The organism is Pseudomonas sp. SWRI111 (assembly GCF_014268555.1).
GTDB classification, from domain to species: Bacteria; Pseudomonadota; Gammaproteobacteria; order Pseudomonadales; family Pseudomonadaceae; genus Aquipseudomonas; species Aquipseudomonas hamedanensis.
In genome coordinates this window covers 86,369-103,574 of sequence record NZ_JABWQQ010000019.1, presented here as the reverse complement: position 1 = coordinate 103,574, position 17,206 = coordinate 86,369, and the positions used below count along the sequence as shown (strand labels likewise).

The window sequence follows — 17,206 nt, the reverse complement described above, 5'->3', positions numbered from 1 at the left end:
TCGCGATGATGAGCGGCAACCGTGATGGAAACAGTATGAACTGGACCTGGTTTCACAAGCTCGGCTCGCCCAAATGGTTCTACGGTATCAGCGGCAAGTTCCTGCCGTGGTTGAGCATTGCAGCGCTGCTGCTGATCGGCGTCGGCGTGGTCTGGGGCCTGGCGTTTGCGCCACCGGACTATCAGCAGGGCAACAGCTTTCGCATCATTTATATCCACGTGCCTGCCGCGCTGCTCGCCCAGTCGATCTACGTGATGCTCGCGGTGTGCGGCGTGGTCGGGCTGGTGTGGAAGATGAAACTGGCCGACGTCGCCCTGCAATGTGCCGCGCCGATCGGTGCGTGGATGACCGCCGTGGCGCTGGTCACCGGGGCGATCTGGGGCAAGCCGACCTGGGGTTCGTGGTGGGTCTGGGACGCGCGCCTGACCTCGATGCTGATTCTGCTGTTTCTGTACTTCGGCGTGATCGCCCTGGGCAATGCCATCAGCAATCGCGACAGCGCCGCCAAGGCCTGCGCGGTATTGGCCATCGTTGGCGTGATCAATATTCCGATCATCAAATACTCGGTGGAGTGGTGGAACACCCTGCACCAGGGCGCGACGTTCACCCTCACCGAAAAACCGGCAATGCCAGTGGAAATGTGGCTGCCGTTGTTGCTGACGGTGCTGGGCTTCTACTGCTTCTTCGGCACCGTGCTGTTGCTGCGCATGCGTCTTGAGGTGCTCAAGCGCGAGGCCCGCGCCAGTTGGGTGAAAGACACCGTGCAGAACAGCCTGGAGGTCGCGCGATGAGTTTTGCTTCATTCGGCGACTTCCTCGCCATGGGCCATCATGGCCTGTATGTCTGGTCGGCCTACGGCATCTGCCTGGCGGTGCTGGCCCTCAACGTGGTGGCGCCGATTGCGGCGCGCAAGCGTTATTTGCAACAAGAGGCGCGTCGTCTGCGCCGGGAGAATGACAAGTGAATGCGCTGCGCAAGAAACGTCTGATCATCATTCTGGCCATTCTGGTCGGGGTGGGCGCTGCCGTCGGCCTGGCCCTTAGCGCGCTGCAGGAAAACATCAATCTGTTTTACACGCCGACCCAGATCGCCAACGGCGAAGCGCCGCAGGGCACGCGCATTCGTGCCGGCGGCATGGTCGAGGCCGGTTCGCTGCAACGCTCGCCGGACTCGCTGGACGTCAGATTCGTCGTCACCGATTTCAGCAAATCCGTGACCATCACCTACCGCGGCATCCTCCCGGACCTGTTCCGCGAAGGGCAGGGCATCGTCGCCCTCGGCAAGCTTAACGCCGACGGCGTGGTGGTGGCCGATGAAGTGCTCGCCAAGCACGACGAGAAGTACATGCCGCCCGAAGTGACCAAAGCGCTGAAAGACAGCGGTCAATCCGCGCCGACGCCTGTGAAGGAGGGTTGACCAAATGACGTCCGGGATCTTTATTCCTGAACTGGGCCACCTGGCAATGATCCTGGCCCTGTGTTTCGCGCTGGTGCAAGCGGTGGTGCCGATGCTTGGCGCCTGGCGCGGCGACCGTCTTTGGATGAGCCTGGCGCAACCGGCGGCGTGGGGCCAGTTTGCCTTTCTGCTGTTTGCCTTTGGCTGCCTGACTTACGCGTTCATGGTCGATGATTTCTCCGTCGCTTATGTGGCGATGAACTCCAACAGCGCGCTGCCGTGGTACTACAAATTCAGCGCGGTGTGGGGCGCTCATGAAGGCTCGCTGCTGCTGTGGGCGCTGATCCTCGGCGGCTGGACTTTCGCCGTGTCGGTGTTCTCACGACAGTTGCCGCAAGTCATGCTGGCCCGTGTGCTGGCGGTGATGGGCATGATCAGCACCGGTTTCCTGCTGTTCCTGATTCTCACCTCCAACCCGTTCTCGCGCATCCTGCCGCAGATTCCGGCCGACGGTCGCGACCTCAATCCACTGCTGCAAGACATCGGCCTGATCGTGCATCCGCCAATGCTCTACATGGGTTACGTCGGCTTCTCCGTGGCGTTCGCTTTTGCCATCGCCGCGCTGCTCGGTGGTCGCCTCGATGCGGCGTGGGCGCGCTGGTCGCGGCCCTGGACCATCGTCGCCTGGGCCTTCCTCGGCATCGGCATCACCCTCGGTTCGTGGTGGGCGTATTACGAACTCGGCTGGGGTGGCTGGTGGTTTTGGGACCCGGTGGAAAACGCCTCGTTCATGCCATGGCTGGTCGGCACCGCGCTGATTCACTCGCTGGCCGTCACCGAAAAACGTGGCGTGTTCAAGAGCTGGACGGTGTTGTTGGCGATTGCCGCATTCTCGCTGAGCCTGCTCGGCACCTTCCTCGTGCGCTCGGGCGTGCTGACGTCGGTGCACGCGTTTGCCTCGGACCCTGAGCGCGGCGTGTTCATTCTGATTTTCCTGCTGTTCGTCGTCGGTGGTTCGCTGACCCTGTTTGCCCTGCGCGCGCCGGTGGTGAAGAGTCAGGTCGGCTTCAATCTGTGGTCGCGCGAGACGCTGCTGCTGGGCAACAACCTGGTACTGGTCGTGGCTGCGTCGATGATCCTGCTCGGCACCTTGTATCCGCTGATTCTCGATGCCATCAGTGGCGCCAAGCTGTCGGTCGGCCCGCCGTATTTCAACGCGCTGTTCATTCCGTTGATGGCCCTGTTGATGCTGGTGATGGCGGTCGGTGTGATCGTGCGCTGGAAAGACACACCGGTGAAATGGCTGGCAAGCATGCTCACCCCGGTGTTGCTCGGCAGCGTCGCGCTGGCGGTGGTCGCGGGCGTGGCGTATGGCGATTTCAACTGGGCGGTGATCGCGACTTTCCTGCTCGCCGCGTGGGTGTTGCTTGCCGGCATGCGCGATCTGGTCGACAAGACCCGCCACAAAGGCCTGATCAAAGGCTTGCCGACACTGACCCGCAGCTATTGGGGCATGCAGATTGCCCACCTGGGCATCGCCGTGTGCGCGCTCGGGGTGGTCTTGTCGAGCCAGAACAGTGCCGAGCGCGACCTGCGGCTGGCGCCGGGAGAATCGATGGATCTGGGCGGTTATCAGTTCGTCTTCGAAGGCGCCAAGCATTTCGAAGGGCCAAATTTTACCTCGGACAAAGGCACCGTTCGGGTGATTCGCGACGGCAAGGAAATCAGCGTGCTGCACCCGGAAAAACGTCTGTATACCGTGCAGAACTCGGTGATGACCGAAGCCGGGATCGACGCTGGTTTCACCCGCGACCTCTACGTTGCTCTCGGCGAACCGCTGGGCAACGGCGCCTGGGCGGTGCGCGTACACGTCAAACCGTTTGTGCGCTGGATCTGGTTCGGCGGCTTGCTCACCGGGTTCGGTGGCTTGCTGGCGGCGCTGGATCGGCGTTATCGGGTCAAGGTGAAAAGCAAAGTGCGTGAAGCATTGGGCATGACGGGAGCGGCGGCATGAGACGTTGGTTGATGGTGCTGCCGCTGGCGATTTTCCTGCTGGTGGCGGTGTTTCTTTATCGTGGCTTGTACCTGGATCCGGCAGAGCTGCCGTCGGCGATGATCAACAAACCGTTCCCGGAGTTTTCCCTGCCGAGCGTTCAGGGCGACAAGACCCTGACCCGCGCCGATATCCTCGGCAAACCGGCATTGGTCAATGTCTGGGGCACCTGGTGCATTTCCTGCCGGGTCGAGCATCCGGTGCTGAACAAACTCGCCGAGCGCGGCGTGGTGATCTACGGCATCAACTACAAGGACACCAACGCCGACGCCTTGAAATGGCTGGCCGAATTCCACAATCCCTATGCGCTGGATATCCGCGACGACGAAGGCTCGCTGGGCCTCAATCTCGGTGTCTACGGCGCGCCGGAAACCTTCTTCATCGATGCCAAAGGCATCATCCGCGACAAGTTCGTCGGGGTGATCGATGAGCAGGTCTGGCGCGAGAAACTCGCAGCCAAGTATCAGGCGCTGGTTGATGAGGCTCAGCCATGAAGCGTTTTCTCGCTGCCGTGGTATTGGGCTTGAGCCTGGCCGGTGTCGCCCACGCGGCCATCGATACCTACGAGTTTGCCAAAGAGGGCGACCGCGAGCGTTTCCGCGAACTGACCAAGGAACTGCGCTGCCCCAAGTGCCAGAACCAGGACATCGCCGACTCCAACGCACCGATTGCAGCTGACCTGCGCAAAGAGATTTTCCGCATGCTCGGCGAGGGCAAGGACAACCAGCAGATTATCGACTTCATGGTTGATCGCTACGGTGATTTCGTCCGCTACAAACCGGCGCTCAACGCCAAGACCGCGCTGCTGTGGTTCGGCCCGGCCGGTCTGCTGCTCGGTGGTTTCGTGGTGATCGCGCTGATCGTGCGCAGGCGTCGCGGGCAACGTGCCGAAACACCGTCATCGCTGTCTGCCGAAGAACGTCAGCGCCTCGACCAACTGTTGGATAAAAACCAAGAATGATTGATTTCTGGCTTGCCGCAGGGCTGTTGCTTCTGGTCGCCCTGAGTTTTTTGCTGATCCCGGTGCTGCGTGAACGTCGCGCTCAGCGTGAAGAAGATCGCACCGCGCTGAACGTCGCGCTGTATCAGGAACGTGTTGCCGAGCTGCAAGCACAGCAAGCCGAAGGCGTGCTGGATGCCGCGCAACTGGACAGTGGCCGCGCGGAAGCGGCGCGAGAGTTGCTCGCCGATACCGAAGGCGTTGCCGCGCCGCGTGTCTCGCGCTTGGGCAAGCCATTGCCGCTGCTGGCCGCCGCGCTGGTGCCAGTATTGGGGCTTGGTCTCTACCTGCATTTCGGTGCCGCCGACAAGGTCGAACTGACCCGCGAATTCGCCCAGGCGCCGAAGTCGATGGAAGAGATGACCCAGCGCCTGGAACGTGCCGTTGCCGCGCAACCGGATTCCGCCGAGGGCCTGTATTTCCTCGGTCGTACTTACATGGCGCAAGAACGTCCGGCGGATGCGGCAAAGCTGTTTGAGCGTGCCGCCAACCTGTCCGGTCGCCAGCCGGAACTGCTCGGTCAGTGGGCGCAGGCGCAGTATTTTGCCGACGGCAAAAAATGGTCGGACAAGATTCAGGCACTGACCGACGAAGCCTTGAAGGCCGATCCGAAAGAAGTTACCAGTCTTGGCCTGCTCGGTATCGCCGCATTCGAGGGCCAGCGCTATCAGGAGGCCATCGACTATTGGAATCGCCTGCTCGCGCAACTGCCAGCGGATGACAATTCCCGTGCGGCGCTGCAAGGTGGCATCCAGCGCGCCGCCGAACGCCTGCACGCCAGCGGCGGCAAGGTGGCCCAGGCACCCGCGGCGAAAACCGCATTGCTGAAAGTCAGCGTCGATCTCGCCAGTGAACTCAAGGGCAAGGTGAAACCGGGCGACAGCGTGTTCATCTTCGCCCGCGCCACCTCCGGTCCACCGGCACCGTTGGCGGCCAAGCGCCTGACCGTCGCCGACCTGCCGGTGACCGTTGAACTGGGTGATGCCGACGCAATGATGCCGCAGTTGAAACTGTCCAACTTTCCGGAAGTCCAACTCGTTGCGCGCATCTCCCGGGCCGGTCAACCGACCGCCGGTGAATGGGTTGGTCGCAGCGGCCCTCTGGCCACTAGCACCACTGCGCTACAAACACTCATGATTGACAGCCCGGACCTATAACCGGAACCACAGGAAAGCCCCGCCATGCACACCATCGCCCGCATCACAGTCCTCACACTGGCCCTGGGCTTGAGTGCATGTGCGGTACAACGACCGGAACCGACAACCAGTCTGCCGCCGATCCCGCCGTCCCAGCCAGGTCCGACGCCGTCGACGTCGCCGACTCCCGGCAAAAGCATCCCGGCCAAACCCGCCAAGCCAGTCCCGCGCACCTCGGCCAGCTTCGCTCCGCCTCCAGGCGGCAACAGCCACTGGGACCAGAAGCTCGGCGTCTACGTCCTCGACGACCAGACCAACACCTTCTACCGCCAGCGCACCTACTACCGCTGGAACAACGGCTGGAGCCGCGCGGTCAGCCCCAACGGCCCGTGGGAAGACACCAACATCCACGGCGTACCGCCGGGGTTGGGCAAGAAGTTCGGGCAGTAAGAGAAACGGCGATCCTGGGATCGCCGTTCTTTTGTGCGTCTGATTTTCAGAGAATCGCACGATAAATGCTTAACGCCTTTACCGATTCGACCAAGCCTTGCCGTTGTAGAAGGCCAAGATATTTGTCCACTTCCACCGTGGGCGTTTTCAGTTGTCGGCGCTGGCTTTGAGCAGCAGCGACGACGGCAGCGGAATCAAGATGGAAAAGGTTTTCCACAAACTCATCCGGATGTTGAGCTTCGATGCCGTATGGCGCGAGGTATCGGGCTGGAAAATCTTTCAGGTTGAAGGTCACGATTACATCGGCGCCACATCGGATAGCAGCTGCCAGAACATGGCGGTCGTTCTCATCAGGCAGTGTCAGTCCGAACACCAAGTCTTCGTAGCCATCAATACAAGCGTCTGGAATGGCGAGGTCCATCAATTGCGATGTGCGGTCGAGTTGTTCGACGGTCAGGTCTGACCGGTTCTTCAACAAATTGCGCTTCCATTCGTGATGTATCTCCGGTGTCCAGCGAGCCCGATATAGCCCTGATAACGCGAGCCACATCAGGAAGTCTCTCAAGGGGGCCGGATATAAGACGCATGCATCGTATACAGCAGTGAAAGAGGAATGCCTCACTCGTATCCTGTCCTTAGCGCCTGTGCCTGCTCCGCGAGAAGCGTCATTGCCTGCTCGCTGGCGGTGTCTCGCCGGGTTTTATATTCCATCAGATCAGCAAAACGCACACGTCGGTGCTTGCCTGTTTTGTGGTAGGAAATCTCACCGCTCTCCAGCAGTTTGATCATGTGCGGACGTGAGACGTTGAGCAGGTCGGCCGCTTCTTGAGTGGTCAGCTCGGCGTGGATCGGCACCACCTTTACGGCGTTGCCCTCCGCCAGCGCGGCGAGGATATCGCTCAGTAAGCGCAATGCGGACGTAGGCAGCTCGACGCTGTGGGCTTCGTTCTGTTCATCAAAGATCTGGATGCGCTGAGTTTCAAAACCCGTTGCGAGGAAAGCGGTCAAGGTGCGCTGGCCTTCAATCGCAGCTTTGACTTCTCGTTCAACTGGCAGATTGATAGCGGAGGGAATAGCGGTGGACATAAGACTGTTCCAGCATTCTATGGGCGATGCGCGAAACGTTATTCGAATTAAACGAAAATCGCAATAAACGAAAATTGTCTCAGGTATATCTTGCAAAGCAACGAGCCATCGCGCCATACCATTCTGTGCTTGAGTAAAGATAACTCTAGGGTTACTTTTAGAAGACCAGGCCAAGGAGGCGGTTGGTGCAGAGCAGGCTATTGATGAAGGAGCTGGAGGAGGCGGGCTGGACGCTGGATCGGGTTGCGGGCAGTCATCACATCTTTACTCATCGCTACAACCCGAACACGATTGCTGTCCCGCATCCGAAGAAGGATTTACCGCTGGGGACGGTCAAAAGCATCCGGCGGCGTGCGGGGTTGTTCAGCCCGCCAACCCGTCATGAAGGAGATCCGTAATGCAATATCCCATCTGCATCGAATGGGGGGACGAGAACACTGCCATCGGTATTCAGATCCCCGATATTCCCGGCGCAGTCACGGCCGGGGACAGTTTTGAAGAAGCGTACAACGCTGCCGTGGAAGTCGCGCACCTCATGCTGCAAGAAATCGCGGCGGCCGGGCGGGCGATTCCGATGCCGACCTCGGCAGCGGCGCATCGCAACCATCCGGATTTTGCCGGGATGGGCTGGGGCATGCTGGAGCTGGATATCTCGCCGTACCTGGGCAAGACCGAGAAGGTCAACGTTACGCTGCCCGGCTATGTGATTCAGCGCATCGACCGCTATGTTCGTGAGCATAACGTCAAAAGCCGCTCTTCGTTTCTGGCGGATGCGGCGATGGAGAAACTGATTCGTTATTGAGCGCATGGCCAATGTGGGAGCGAGCCTGCTCGCGAAAGCGGTGTGCCAGTCAGCGAAAATATGGCCTGAACTGACGCCTTCGCGAGCAGGCTCGCTCCCACAATGACATCACCTCAGGAAGCGATCTGTGGGAGCGAGCTTGCTCGCGAAGCTTTTGACGCCTCATGCCGTCGCGAATGAAGCACGTCGCGATGCGCTCAAAAACCGCAACAACGCCAACAGCGGAAACACGCTGCCGACAATCACGATCCACAACCAGCCGCCATGTTCATACACCGCACTGGCCACCGACGAGCCGAACGCGCCGCCGATGAAGATGCTGGTCATGTACAGCGCGTTGAGGCGACCACGGCTTTTCGCGTCCAGTGAATACACCGCGCGTTGACCGAGGACCATGTTCATCTGCACGCAGAAATCCAGGACCACGCCGGTCACGGCCAGGCCAATGACGCTGTAGGCCGGGTGAATGAAGGCGGGCAGGAAGCTCAGGCTGGCGAACAGCATGGCCAGCAGCGAGGCGATGCGCGTGTGGCCGGCGTCGGCGAGACGGCCGCTGATGGGCGCGGCGATGGCACCGATGGCGCCGACCAGGGCGAAGATCGCAATTTCGCTTTGCGACAGGCCATGGTTGCGTGCCAGTTCCAGCGGCACGGCGGTCCAGAACAGGCTGAACGTGGCAAACATGCAGCCCTGATAAAACGCCCGCTGGCGCAGCACCGGTTGCTGGCGCAGCAGCGTCCACAGCGAGCCGATCAATTGCCCGTAGGTTGCGCTGTGGTCGGGCTGGCGCTTGGGCACGGTCAACGCCAAGACCACGCTGATCGCCGCCATCAACGCGGCGGCGATCATGAACATGGCCCGCCAGCCGAGGTGATCGGCGACCACGCTCGACACCGGTCGCGCCAACAGAATGCCCAGCAGCAAACCGCCCATGATCCCGCCGACCACGCGACCGCGAGATTCTTCCGGCGCCAGATGCGCCGCCAGCGGAATCAGGATTTGCACCGACACCGAGCTGAAGCCGACCAGCAATGAGATCAGCAGGAACACATTGGGCTGCTCGGTAAACGCGGCGCCCAGCAGACTGGCAATCGCGACCACCGTAGTGATGATCATCAGGCGTCGGTTTTCCAGCAGATCACCCAGCGGTACCAGAAAGAACAGGCCCAACGCATAACCGATCTGAGTCAGCGAGACGATGAAGCTGGCCATGGTGTCGGACAGGCCGATGTCTGGCGCGATCAGGCCGATGATCGGTTGCGCGTAGTAGATGTTGGCAACGATGGCGCCGCAGCAGAAAGCGAACAGCAGGACCATGCCTCGGGTCATTGCGTGAGGGGTGGCGGTCATAGGATTACTCAGGTCGGGCACAGGGAAAGCGGTGAGGCTAATGGACAGCGCGGGTCGGCAGAAGGCGCTTTCGGATAATAACTCTTATTACTCGCGGTAATGATTGGTTACTTAATTTTGAATGAGTGAGTGAGGGTGATGCAGACGCATGAAAAAGGCGACCTCAGTGGGTCGCCTTGTCTTGATCGAGCAGGCCTTACTGCCCGCTATAAATCTGATCAAACACCCCACCGTCATTGAAGTGGGTTTTTTGCACCGTGCGCCAGTCACCAAAGGTCTTCTCCACCGAGAGGAAATCGACTTTCGGGAAACGGTCGGTGTATTTCGCCAGCACCGCCGGATCACGCGGGCGCAGGTAATTGGCTGCAGCAATTTCCTGACCTTGTGGCGACCACAGGTACTTCAGGTACTCGTCAGCCGCGGCGCGCGAGCCTTTCTTGTCGACAACTTTGTCGACCACGGACACCGGTGGCTCGGCCTCGGCGGAAACGCTCGGATAGACCACTTCAAACTGATCGCGACCAAATTCGCGGGCGATCATTTCCGCTTCGTTCTCGAAGGTCACCAGCACGTCGCCGATCTGGTTGGTCATGAAGGTTGTGGTGGCGGCGCGGCCACCGGTGTCCAGCACTGGCGCCTGCTTGAACAGTTTGCCAACGAAGTCCTTGGCCTTGTTCTCGTCGCCACCGTTTTTCAGCACGTAGCCCCAGGCTGACAGATAGGTGTAGCGGCCATTACCGGAGGTTTTCGGGTTGGGCACGATCACCTGCACGCCGTCCTTGAGCAGATCGGGCCAATCCTTCAGGGCTTTCGGGTTGCCCTTGCGGACAATGAACACCGTGGCCGAGGTGAACGGCGCGCTGTTGTTCGGCAGGCGCGTGACCCAATTGTCCGGCACCAGTTTGCCGTTGTCGGCGAGGGCGTTGATGTCTGTGGCCATGTTCATGGTGATGACGTCGGCCGGCAAGCCGTCGATTACCGAGCGCGCCTGCTTGCTTGACCCGCCGAAGGACATCTGTACGGTGATGTTTTCGTTGTGCTCGGCTTGCCAGTGTTTCTGGAACGCAGTGTTGTAGTCCTTGTAGAAATCGCGCATCACGTCGTAGGAAACGTTAAGCAGGGTCGGGGCTGCCTGAGCGATGTTGGCCAAGGCCAGGCCGGCGGCGAGAAGTGAGGCGCCAAAGAGTTTTTTCACTGCGCATTCCTTGTTGATTATCGTCAAACGGGGGTGATGTTTAATTGCCACTGACTATAACGGTGCCGGCATAGTCACTTAAAGATTAAAAAGCTCTGTGCTTATTCCACTTTTTTGAACAGCTGACTGCCGCAGCGCGAACAGAACGCCGCACTTTGCTCATGGTTCTTTTTCTGACACCCCGGGCAGTCATGTTGCAGCTGCTCGCCGCGCATGGCATTAGCCAGTTCGGCAGTGAAAATGCCGGTCGGCACGGCGATGATCGAGTAACCGGTAATCATCACCAGCGACGAGATCACCTGACCCAGGGGCGTCTTCGGCACGATGTCGCCGAAGCCCACCGTGGTCAAGGTCACGATCGCCCAATAGATGCCTTTGGGAATGCTGGTGAAGCCATGTTCCGGGCCTTCGATCACGTACATCAGCGTGCCGAACACCGTCACCAGCGTGCAGACGCTGACCAGAAACACGACGATTTTCTGCTTGCTGCCGCGCAGCGCCGACATCAGATAGTTGGCTTGCTTGAGGTACGGACTGAGCTTGAGTACGCGGAAGATCCGCAGCATGCGGATGATGCGGATGATCAGCAGGTACTGCGCATCGCTGTAATACAACGCGAGGATGCCGGGCACGATCGCCAGCAGGTCCACCAGTCCGTAAAAGCTGAAGGCATAGCGCAGCGGTTTGGGTGAACAATACAGGCGCAGGATGTACTCGCCGAGGAAGATCGCCGTGAAACCCCACTCGATGTAGGCCAGCAGGTCGGCGTAATTGCGGTGGACGCTGTCGATACTGTCGAGCATCACGATCACCAGACTGGCGAGGATGATCAACAGCAGAATGCCGTCGAAGCGACGCCCGGCCGGGGTGTCGCTCTGGAAAATCATGACGAAAAGCCGTTCGCGCCAATTGTTGCTGCTGTCCATGGATAACGCCTGAATCGAAGATCAGCGCAGCCTAGGGTGATTGTCCCCGTGAGCGCAAGGCTCATGCGCCAGCGACGCTTTGCCAAGCATCTGCAGGCCGAAGCGGATCAGCCAGCAGGCGAGGATGAACGGCGCGGTCAGTGTCGCCAGTCCGAGGGCGGCGAACAACGGCGTCACCAACAGTGCCAGGACGATTCCGAGCAGCGGCAGCCACGGATGTTGGCGCTGAGCGCTGAAGGCGAGGGCGGCGAGTACGGCGTTGTAGCTGCCGAGTCCGGCCAGTGCGGCGCTGGTTTCGTGGTGCAGCAGACTCGAACCGAGGCCGATTGTCGACGCGAACAGCGCCCAGCAGAAAGCCCGGCGGTCGGCCATCAGCAAACCGCTGGCGATCAATGCCCCGGCCAACGGATGGTCGAGGAACATCACCTGGCCGAAGCCCCGCAGTTCAGCAGCCAGCACATTGGCGGTGTTCAATTCGATGGTGGCCGCTGGCGCGGACGGTTCGGCGAACGCCAGCAGCAGCCAACTGATCGCTACGAACGGCGAGGTGTAGGCCGGTATGGCGCGGCTGCGGTACACGTGTTGGAGCCATTGCTGCGTGAGCATCGCGCTCAAGCCGCCGGCCGCCAGAATCAGCGGCGGCAGCAGCGGCGACCACGGGAAGTACAGGCTCAGCAGCAGGCCCAGCAGCACGCCGTTATAGCTGAACAATCCGGCCTGGCGATCGGCCTTGGCGTAGTTGCGCCGTTGCGCGGTCAGCAACCCGGCGACGCCACCGAGCAACGCCCCGGCGAACAGCACTGGCGCGGTCAGCAGAATCGCCAACAGACACAGCAGGCCGCACAGCGGATGGCGCTGGAAGAAAATCTGACTGAAGCCGTTGAGCAAAGCCTCGGCCCAGTCGGGGCAGTGGGTGTTGAAGTGATTGGCAGGCATGTCGGGAAATAATCTGGGCAGCTGATCGTTCCCACGCTCTGCGTGGGAATGCCTCAATGGACGCTCTGCGTCTGCTCTTGGGACGCGGAGCGTCCCGGGCTGCATTCCCACGCAGAGCGTGGGAACGATCATGGTGGGAGGCTAAATCAACGTTTCGATGCGCAGCGAATTGGTCGAGCCCGGCTGTCCGAACGGCACGCCGGCGGTGATCAGCAGTGTGTCGCCACGCTCGGCCATGCCCTGCGCCTGGGCGATCTCCAGCGCCGTCGAGCAGACCTCATCAACCTGACGCAGGCGATCGTTGACCACCGAATGAATCCCCCACGCCACGCTCAAGCGCCGCGCGGTTTGCAGGTTCGGCGTCAGGTTGAGAATCGGCGCTTTCGGTCGCTCGCGCGATGCGCGCAACGTCGAGGCGCCCGACTCGCTGTAATTGACCAGCACCGCCACTGGCAGCACGTTGCTGATACGGCGGATTGCGCAGCTGATTGCATCGGAAACGGTGGCTTCGGCTTTCGGTCGGCTGACGTCGAGCTGGGTCTGATAATCCGGGCCGTTTTCCACCTGGCGGATGATCTTGCTCATCATTTGCACGGCTTCCAGCGGATACTCGCCGGACGCGGTTTCCGCCGACAGCATCACCGCATCGGCGCCTTCGGCCACGGCGTTGGCGACGTCGGTCACCTCGGCGCGGGTCGGTGCCGGGGAGAAGCGCATCGATTCGAGCATCTGCGTCGCCACGACCACCGGTTTGCCCAGCGCGCGGCAGGTGGTGATGATGTTTTTCTGAATCTGCGGCACGCTTTCGGCCGGCACTTCGACGCCAAGGTCGCCGCGCGCCACCATGATCGCGTCGCTCAGTTCAGCGATTTCGCGCAGTTGTTCGACCGCCGACGGTTTTTCGATTTTCGCCATCAGAAAGGCCTTGTCGCCGATCAGCGCGCGAGCTTCGATGATGTCCTGCGGGCGCTGCACGAACGACAGCGCGACCCAGTCGACACCCAGCTCCAGACCGAAGCTCAGATCGCGGCGATCCTTGGCGGTCAGCGGGCTGAGGTCGAGCAGCGCTTGCGGCACGTTCACGCCTTTGCGGTCTGACAGTTCGCCGCCGTTGAGCACGGTGGTGTCGATCGCATCAGCGTATTTGGTGACTACGCGCAGCCGCAGTTTGCCGTCGTCAAGCAGCAGATCCATACCGGCTTCCAGCGCTGCGATGATTTCCGCATGCGGCAGGTTCACTCGGCGTTCATCGCCCGGCGTCGCATCGAGATCGAGACGGAACGCCTGACCGCGATGCAGTTGCACCTTGCCGTCGGCGAACTTGCCGACACGCAGTTTCGGCCCTTGCAAGTCCATGAGGATGCCCAGTGGATAATTGAGCTGGCGCTCGACTTCGCGGATCCATTGATAGCGCTTGGCATGGTCGGCGTGATCGCCGTGGCTGAAGTTGAGGCGGAAGATATTCACCCCGGCCTCGACCAGCTCGCGGATGTCGTCGATGCCATCAACCGCAGGCCCGAGGGTGGCGAGGATTTTGACCTTTTTATCAGGCGTCATGATTTGCAGTTCTCAAGGATCAGGATGGCGCGGAAGTCGTTGACGTTGGTGCGGGTCGGCTCGGTGACAATCAGCGCATCAAGCGCCTGGAAGTAGCCGTAACCGTTGTTGTTATCCAGCTCGTCGCTGGCGCTCAAACCCAAGGCCGCAGCGCGGGCGTAGCTGTCCGGGGTCATGATCGCGCCGGCATTGTCTTCCGAGCCATCGATGCCATCGGTGTCGCCGGCCAGCGCATAGACGCCGGCCTGGCCCTTGAGGCTGTCGGTCAGGCTGAGAAGGAATTCAGCGTTGCGTCCGCCACGGCCGTTGCCGCGCACGGTCACTGTGGTTTCACCGCCGGAGAGAATCACGCATGGCGCGGCGAGTGGCTGGCCGTGGTTGATGATCTGTCGGGCTATGCCGGCGTGGACTTTCGCCACTTCGCGGGATTCGCCTTCGAGGTCGCCGAGGATCAGTGTGCTGAAACCGGCCTGACGGCATTTCACCGCCGCGGCATCCAGCGATTGCTGTGGACGGGCGATCAACTGGAAGTGACTGCGCGCCAGACGCGGGTCGCCGGGTTTGACCGTTTCCGATTGCGGGCTTTGCAGCCAGTTGCGCACCGAGGCCGGAATGTCGATGCCGTAGCGCTTGATGATCGCCAGGGCTTCGGCCGACGTGCTCGGATCGGCCACGGTCGGGCCGGAGGCGATGACGGTGGCGAGGTCGCCCGGTACATCGGAAATCGCGTAGGTGTAAACCGTGGCAGGCCAGCAGGCCTTGCCGAGGCGCCCGCCCTTGATCGCCGAGAGGTGTTTGCGCACGCAGTTCATCTCGCCGATGGTCGCACCGGATTTGAGCAGGGCTTTGTTGATCGCCTGCTTGTCGGCGAGGGTGATGCCTTCGGCCGGCAAGGCGAGCAGGGCAGAGCCGCCGCCGGAGAGCAGGAAGATCACACGGTCGTCTTCGCTGAGATTGCTGACCAGTTCCAGCACGCGTTTGGCCACGGCCAGACCGGCGGCGTCCGGCACCGGATGGGCGGCTTCGACCACTTCGATTTTTTCGCACGGGGCGCCGTGACCGTAACGGGTCACCACCAGGCCGGTGACTTCACCTTCCCAGCAACGCTCGACGACCTGGGCCATGGCGGCCGCGGCTTTGCCGGCACCGATGACGATCACCCGGCCGCTGCGGTCGGCGGGCAAATGGGCTTCGAGGACTTGGTTCGGATGGGCCGCGTCGATGGCTGTGGCAAACAGCTCGCGCAGCAGTTGTTGCGGATCGACCGACATGGCGGGCTCCCGGAATTCTTGTTATTCGAAAGGGCAACTCAGGTCCCTTGTGGGAGCGAGCCTGCTCGCGAAGGCGGTGTGTCAGCCAACATGGATGTTGAATGTGAAACCGCTTTCGCGAGCAGGCTCGCTCCCACAGGGTTTTGTGCAGGTTTTATTTGTTGTCGCGAATCGAGAAGTTGGCCATGTGTTCCAGGCCCTTGATCAGCGCCGAGTGGTCCCAGTTGCTGCCACCGATGGCTGCGCAGGTGCTGAACACTTGCTGGGCGTTGGCGGTGTTCGGCAGGTTGATGTTCAACTCTTTGGCGCCTTGCAGGGCCAGGTTCAGGTCTTTCTGGTGCAGGCTGATGCGGAAGCCTGGGTCGAAGGTGCCCTTGATCATGCGCTCGCCGTGCACTTCGAGAATCTTCGAAGAGGCGAAACCGCCCATCAGCGCTTCGCGCACCTTGGCTGGATCGGCGCCGTTTTTCGAGGCGAACAGCAGGGCTTCAGCGACCGCCTGAATGTTCAGTGCGACGATGATCTGGTTGGCGACCTTGGCGGTCTGACCGTCACCGTTGCCACCGACCAGGGTGATGTTCTTGCCCATGGCCTGGAACAGCGGCAGGGCGCGTTCGAAGGCATCGACATCGCCACCGACCATGATGCTCAAGGTCGCGGCTTTGGCGCCGACTTCACCGCCGGACACCGGCGCGTCGAGGTACTGCGCGCCTTTCTCGTTGATCTTCGCCGCGAAGGCTTTCGTAGCGGTCGGCGAGATCGAGCTCATGTCGATGACCACTTTGCCCTTGCCGATACCAGCTGCAACACCGTCAGCGCGGAACAGCACGTCATCGACCTGCGGGGTGTCGGGGACCATGACGATGATGAATTCGGCTTCCTGCGCCACTTCGCGCGGGTTGGCCAGGGCGACAGCGCCAGCAGCGACCAGATCGGCCGGGGCAGCGTCGTGGTGTTGCGACAGGAACAGGCTGTGACCGGCTTTCTGCAGGTTCGCCGCCATTGGGTGGCCCATGATGCCAGTGCCGATAAATCCGATTTTAGCCATGAGAAAATCCTCTTGTTTTTGTCGTGCTCAAGCAAATAGGGGAGCTGCTTTTCTGTAGGAGTGAGCCTGCTCGCGATAGCGTTCTGTCAGGCAGCATCGATATTGAATGTGCCGGCCTCATCGCGAGCAGGCTCACTCCTACAGGGGATTTGCGGTGTTTTTAGATTGCGTTATGGGTTTTCAGCCAGCCCAGGCCTGCTTCAGTGGTGGTCAGCGGCTTGTACTCGCAACCCACCCAACCCTGATAACCGATGCGGTCGAGGTGTTCGAACAGGAAGCGGTAGTTGATCTCACCGGTGCCCGGTTCGTTGCGCCCGGGGTTGTCCGCGAGCTGCACATGGTTGATCTCGCCCAGGTGCGATTGCAGGGTGCGGGCCAGATCGCCTTCCATGATTTGCATGTGATAGATGTCGTATTGCAGGAACAGATTGGCGCTGCCGACCTGCTCGCGAATCGACAGGGCCTGCGCCGTGTTGTTCAGGTAGAAGCCGGGGATGTCGCGGGTGTTGATCGCTTCCATCACCAGTTTGATGCCCGCCGCTTGCAGCTTGTCGGCGGCGTATTTGAGGTTGGCGACGAAGGTCTTTTCAATCGTGGCATCGTCGACGCCTTGCGGGCGGATACCGGCCAGGCAGTTGACCTGGGTGTTGCCCAGCACTTGCGCGTAGGCAATCGCCAGATCGACCCCGGCGCGGAACTCTTCGACCTGGTCCGGCAGGCAGGCGATACCACGCTCGCCCTTGGCCCAGTCACCGGCCGGCAGGTTGAACAGCACTTGGGTCAGACCGTTGGCTTGCAGTTTTGCCTTGATTTCGGCAGAGCTGAAATCGTACGGGAACAGGTATTCCACGCCACTGAAACCGGCCTTGGCGGCGGCGTCGAAACGGGCAAGGAAATCCTGTTCGGTGAACAGCATGGACAGGTTGGCTGCGAAACGCGGCATGGTGGTCTCCCGTTCTAGATTCTCGTTCCCACGCTCTGCGTGGGAATCCCTCAATGGA

20 protein-coding genes are annotated in these 17,206 nt (G+C 60.9%); 10 read left to right on the top strand and 10 right to left on the bottom strand.

Going from position 1 to position 17,206, the window contains the following annotated elements:
- Nucleotides 1-35 precede the first annotated feature (35 nt).
- The 8 genes from HU755_RS20865 to HU755_RS20830 are packed head-to-tail and all read left to right on the top strand — an operon-like array spanning nt 36 to nt 6,034.
- A complete protein-coding gene (locus tag HU755_RS20865) occupies nt 36-791 on the top strand; it encodes a heme ABC transporter permease (RefSeq protein ID WP_186620268.1) in 756 nt (251 codons plus the stop codon).
- Entirely contained in the window at nt 788-964 is a 177-nt protein-coding gene (gene ccmD / locus HU755_RS20860) for a heme exporter protein CcmD (RefSeq protein WP_186636038.1), read from the top strand. Before HU755_RS20865 ends, ccmD begins: the two co-directional genes overlap by 4 nt.
- Entirely contained in the window at nt 961-1,416 is a 456-nt protein-coding gene (gene ccmE, locus HU755_RS20855; protein WP_186620271.1) for a cytochrome c maturation protein CcmE, read from the top strand. Before ccmD ends, ccmE begins: the two co-directional genes overlap by 4 nt.
- 4 nt (nt 1,417-1,420) lie before the next feature.
- Complete coding sequence (locus tag HU755_RS20850) at nt 1,421-3,409, top strand: heme lyase CcmF/NrfE family subunit (protein WP_186636035.1); 1,989 nt, start codon at nt 1,421-1,423, stop codon at nt 3,407-3,409.
- Nucleotides 3,406-3,942 (top strand): DsbE family thiol:disulfide interchange protein, encoded by a 537-nt coding sequence (locus tag HU755_RS20845; protein ID WP_186636032.1) that lies wholly within the window; start codon nt 3,406-3,408, stop codon nt 3,940-3,942. The genes HU755_RS20850 and HU755_RS20845 overlap by 4 nt, the downstream gene beginning before the upstream one ends.
- Complete coding sequence (locus HU755_RS20840) at nt 3,939-4,409, top strand: cytochrome c-type biogenesis protein (RefSeq protein WP_016771041.1); 471 nt, start codon at nt 3,939-3,941, stop codon at nt 4,407-4,409. Before HU755_RS20845 ends, HU755_RS20840 begins: the two co-directional genes overlap by 4 nt.
- Nucleotides 4,406-5,605, top strand: a complete 1,200-nt coding sequence (gene ccmI, locus HU755_RS20835; protein ID WP_186636029.1) for a c-type cytochrome biogenesis protein CcmI — start codon at nt 4,406-4,408, stop codon at nt 5,603-5,605. The genes HU755_RS20840 and ccmI overlap by 4 nt, the downstream gene beginning before the upstream one ends.
- 24 nt (nt 5,606-5,629) lie before the next feature.
- Nucleotides 5,630-6,034, top strand: coding sequence for a hypothetical protein (locus HU755_RS20830; protein WP_186552061.1), 405 nt, complete (start codon nt 5,630-5,632; stop codon nt 6,032-6,034).
- A gap of 46 nt (nt 6,035-6,080) precedes the next feature.
- On the opposite strand, the gene HU755_RS20825 is transcribed toward HU755_RS20830, so the two are convergent.
- Together HU755_RS20825 and HU755_RS20820 are read right to left on the bottom strand one after the other, a co-directional pair.
- Nucleotides 6,081-6,656: a PIN domain-containing protein gene (locus HU755_RS20825; protein ID WP_186620286.1), complete on the bottom strand. Its 576-nt coding sequence runs from the start codon at nt 6,654-6,656 to the stop codon at nt 6,081-6,083.
- Nucleotides 6,653-7,120, bottom strand: coding sequence for a helix-turn-helix domain-containing protein (locus HU755_RS20820; protein WP_186552062.1), 468 nt, complete (start codon nt 7,118-7,120; stop codon nt 6,653-6,655). Before HU755_RS20820 ends, HU755_RS20825 begins: the two co-directional genes overlap by 4 nt.
- 185 nt (nt 7,121-7,305) lie before the next feature.
- On the opposite strand from HU755_RS20820, the gene HU755_RS20815 reads away from it, so the two are divergent.
- Both HU755_RS20815 and HU755_RS20810 read left to right on the top strand, forming a co-directional pair.
- Nucleotides 7,306-7,518: a type II toxin-antitoxin system HicA family toxin gene (locus tag HU755_RS20815; protein ID WP_076566640.1), complete on the top strand. Its 213-nt coding sequence runs from the start codon at nt 7,306-7,308 to the stop codon at nt 7,516-7,518.
- Nucleotides 7,518-7,922: a type II toxin-antitoxin system HicB family antitoxin gene (locus HU755_RS20810; RefSeq protein ID WP_186620288.1), complete on the top strand. Its 405-nt coding sequence runs from the start codon at nt 7,518-7,520 to the stop codon at nt 7,920-7,922. The genes HU755_RS20815 and HU755_RS20810 overlap by 1 nt, the downstream gene beginning before the upstream one ends.
- A 162-nt stretch (nt 7,923-8,084) precedes the next feature.
- On the opposite strand, the gene HU755_RS20805 is transcribed toward HU755_RS20810, so the two are convergent.
- The 8 genes from HU755_RS20805 to hyi form a co-directional block, all read right to left on the bottom strand.
- A complete protein-coding gene (locus HU755_RS20805) occupies nt 8,085-9,272 on the bottom strand; it encodes an MFS transporter (protein ID WP_186636025.1) in 1,188 nt (395 codons plus the stop codon).
- A gap of 196 nt (nt 9,273-9,468) precedes the next feature.
- Entirely contained in the window at nt 9,469-10,467 is a 999-nt protein-coding gene (locus HU755_RS20800; protein WP_186636023.1) for a sulfate ABC transporter substrate-binding protein, read from the bottom strand.
- A 101-nt stretch (nt 10,468-10,568) separates the two neighbouring features.
- Entirely contained in the window at nt 10,569-11,393 is an 825-nt protein-coding gene (locus HU755_RS20795; RefSeq protein ID WP_186636020.1) for an ion transporter, read from the bottom strand.
- Between the two features lie 21 nt (nt 11,394-11,414).
- Nucleotides 11,415-12,329: an urea transporter gene (locus HU755_RS20790; protein ID WP_186636017.1), complete on the bottom strand. Its 915-nt coding sequence runs from the start codon at nt 12,327-12,329 to the stop codon at nt 11,415-11,417.
- A 141-nt stretch (nt 12,330-12,470) separates the two neighbouring features.
- Nucleotides 12,471-13,886 carry a pyruvate kinase gene (gene pyk / locus HU755_RS20785; RefSeq protein ID WP_186636014.1) on the bottom strand — a complete coding sequence of 472 codons (1,416 nt, stop codon included), beginning with the start codon at nt 13,884-13,886 and terminating at the stop codon, nt 12,471-12,473.
- Nucleotides 13,883-15,157, bottom strand: a complete 1,275-nt coding sequence (locus HU755_RS20780) for a glycerate kinase (RefSeq protein ID WP_186636011.1) — start codon at nt 15,155-15,157, stop codon at nt 13,883-13,885. The genes pyk and HU755_RS20780 overlap by 4 nt, the downstream gene beginning before the upstream one ends.
- A 154-nt stretch (nt 15,158-15,311) precedes the next feature.
- Nucleotides 15,312-16,205: a 2-hydroxy-3-oxopropionate reductase gene (locus tag HU755_RS20775; protein WP_186636008.1), complete on the bottom strand. Its 894-nt coding sequence runs from the start codon at nt 16,203-16,205 to the stop codon at nt 15,312-15,314.
- Between the two features lie 160 nt (nt 16,206-16,365).
- Nucleotides 16,366-17,148, bottom strand: a complete 783-nt coding sequence (gene hyi / locus HU755_RS20770) for a hydroxypyruvate isomerase (RefSeq protein ID WP_186636005.1) — start codon at nt 17,146-17,148, stop codon at nt 16,366-16,368.
- Nucleotides 17,149-17,206: the final 58 nt, after the last annotated feature.

Coding starts and splice junctions, on each gene's coding strand:
- HU755_RS20865 (WP_186620268.1), top strand. CDS start 36: ATGAACTGGACCTGGTTTCACAAGCTCGGCTCGCCCAAATGGTTCTAC.
- ccmD (WP_186636038.1), top strand. CDS start 788: ATGAGTTTTGCTTCATTCGGCGACTTCCTCGCCATGGGCCATCATGGC.
- HU755_RS20850 (WP_186636035.1), top strand. CDS start 1,421: ATGACGTCCGGGATCTTTATTCCTGAACTGGGCCACCTGGCAATGATC.
- HU755_RS20845 (WP_186636032.1), top strand. CDS start 3,406: ATGAGACGTTGGTTGATGGTGCTGCCGCTGGCGATTTTCCTGCTGGTG.
- HU755_RS20840 (WP_016771041.1), top strand. CDS start 3,939: ATGAAGCGTTTTCTCGCTGCCGTGGTATTGGGCTTGAGCCTGGCCGGT.
- ccmI (WP_186636029.1), top strand. CDS start 4,406: ATGATTGATTTCTGGCTTGCCGCAGGGCTGTTGCTTCTGGTCGCCCTG.
- HU755_RS20830 (WP_186552061.1), top strand. CDS start 5,630: ATGCACACCATCGCCCGCATCACAGTCCTCACACTGGCCCTGGGCTTG.
- HU755_RS20820 (WP_186552062.1), bottom strand. CDS start 7,120: ATGTCCACCGCTATTCCCTCCGCTATCAATCTGCCAGTTGAACGAGAA.
- HU755_RS20810 (WP_186620288.1), top strand. CDS start 7,518: ATGCAATATCCCATCTGCATCGAATGGGGGGACGAGAACACTGCCATC.
- HU755_RS20805 (WP_186636025.1), bottom strand. CDS start 9,272: ATGACCGCCACCCCTCACGCAATGACCCGAGGCATGGTCCTGCTGTTC.
- HU755_RS20795 (WP_186636020.1), bottom strand. CDS start 11,393: ATGGACAGCAGCAACAATTGGCGCGAACGGCTTTTCGTCATGATTTTC.
- HU755_RS20790 (WP_186636017.1), bottom strand. CDS start 12,329: ATGCCTGCCAATCACTTCAACACCCACTGCCCCGACTGGGCCGAGGCT.
- pyk (WP_186636014.1), bottom strand. CDS start 13,886: ATGACGCCTGATAAAAAGGTCAAAATCCTCGCCACCCTCGGGCCTGCG.
- HU755_RS20780 (WP_186636011.1), bottom strand. CDS start 15,157: ATGTCGGTCGATCCGCAACAACTGCTGCGCGAGCTGTTTGCCACAGCC.
- HU755_RS20775 (WP_186636008.1), bottom strand. CDS start 16,205: ATGGCTAAAATCGGATTTATCGGCACTGGCATCATGGGCCACCCAATG.
- hyi (WP_186636005.1), bottom strand. CDS start 17,148: ATGCCGCGTTTCGCAGCCAACCTGTCCATGCTGTTCACCGAACAGGAT.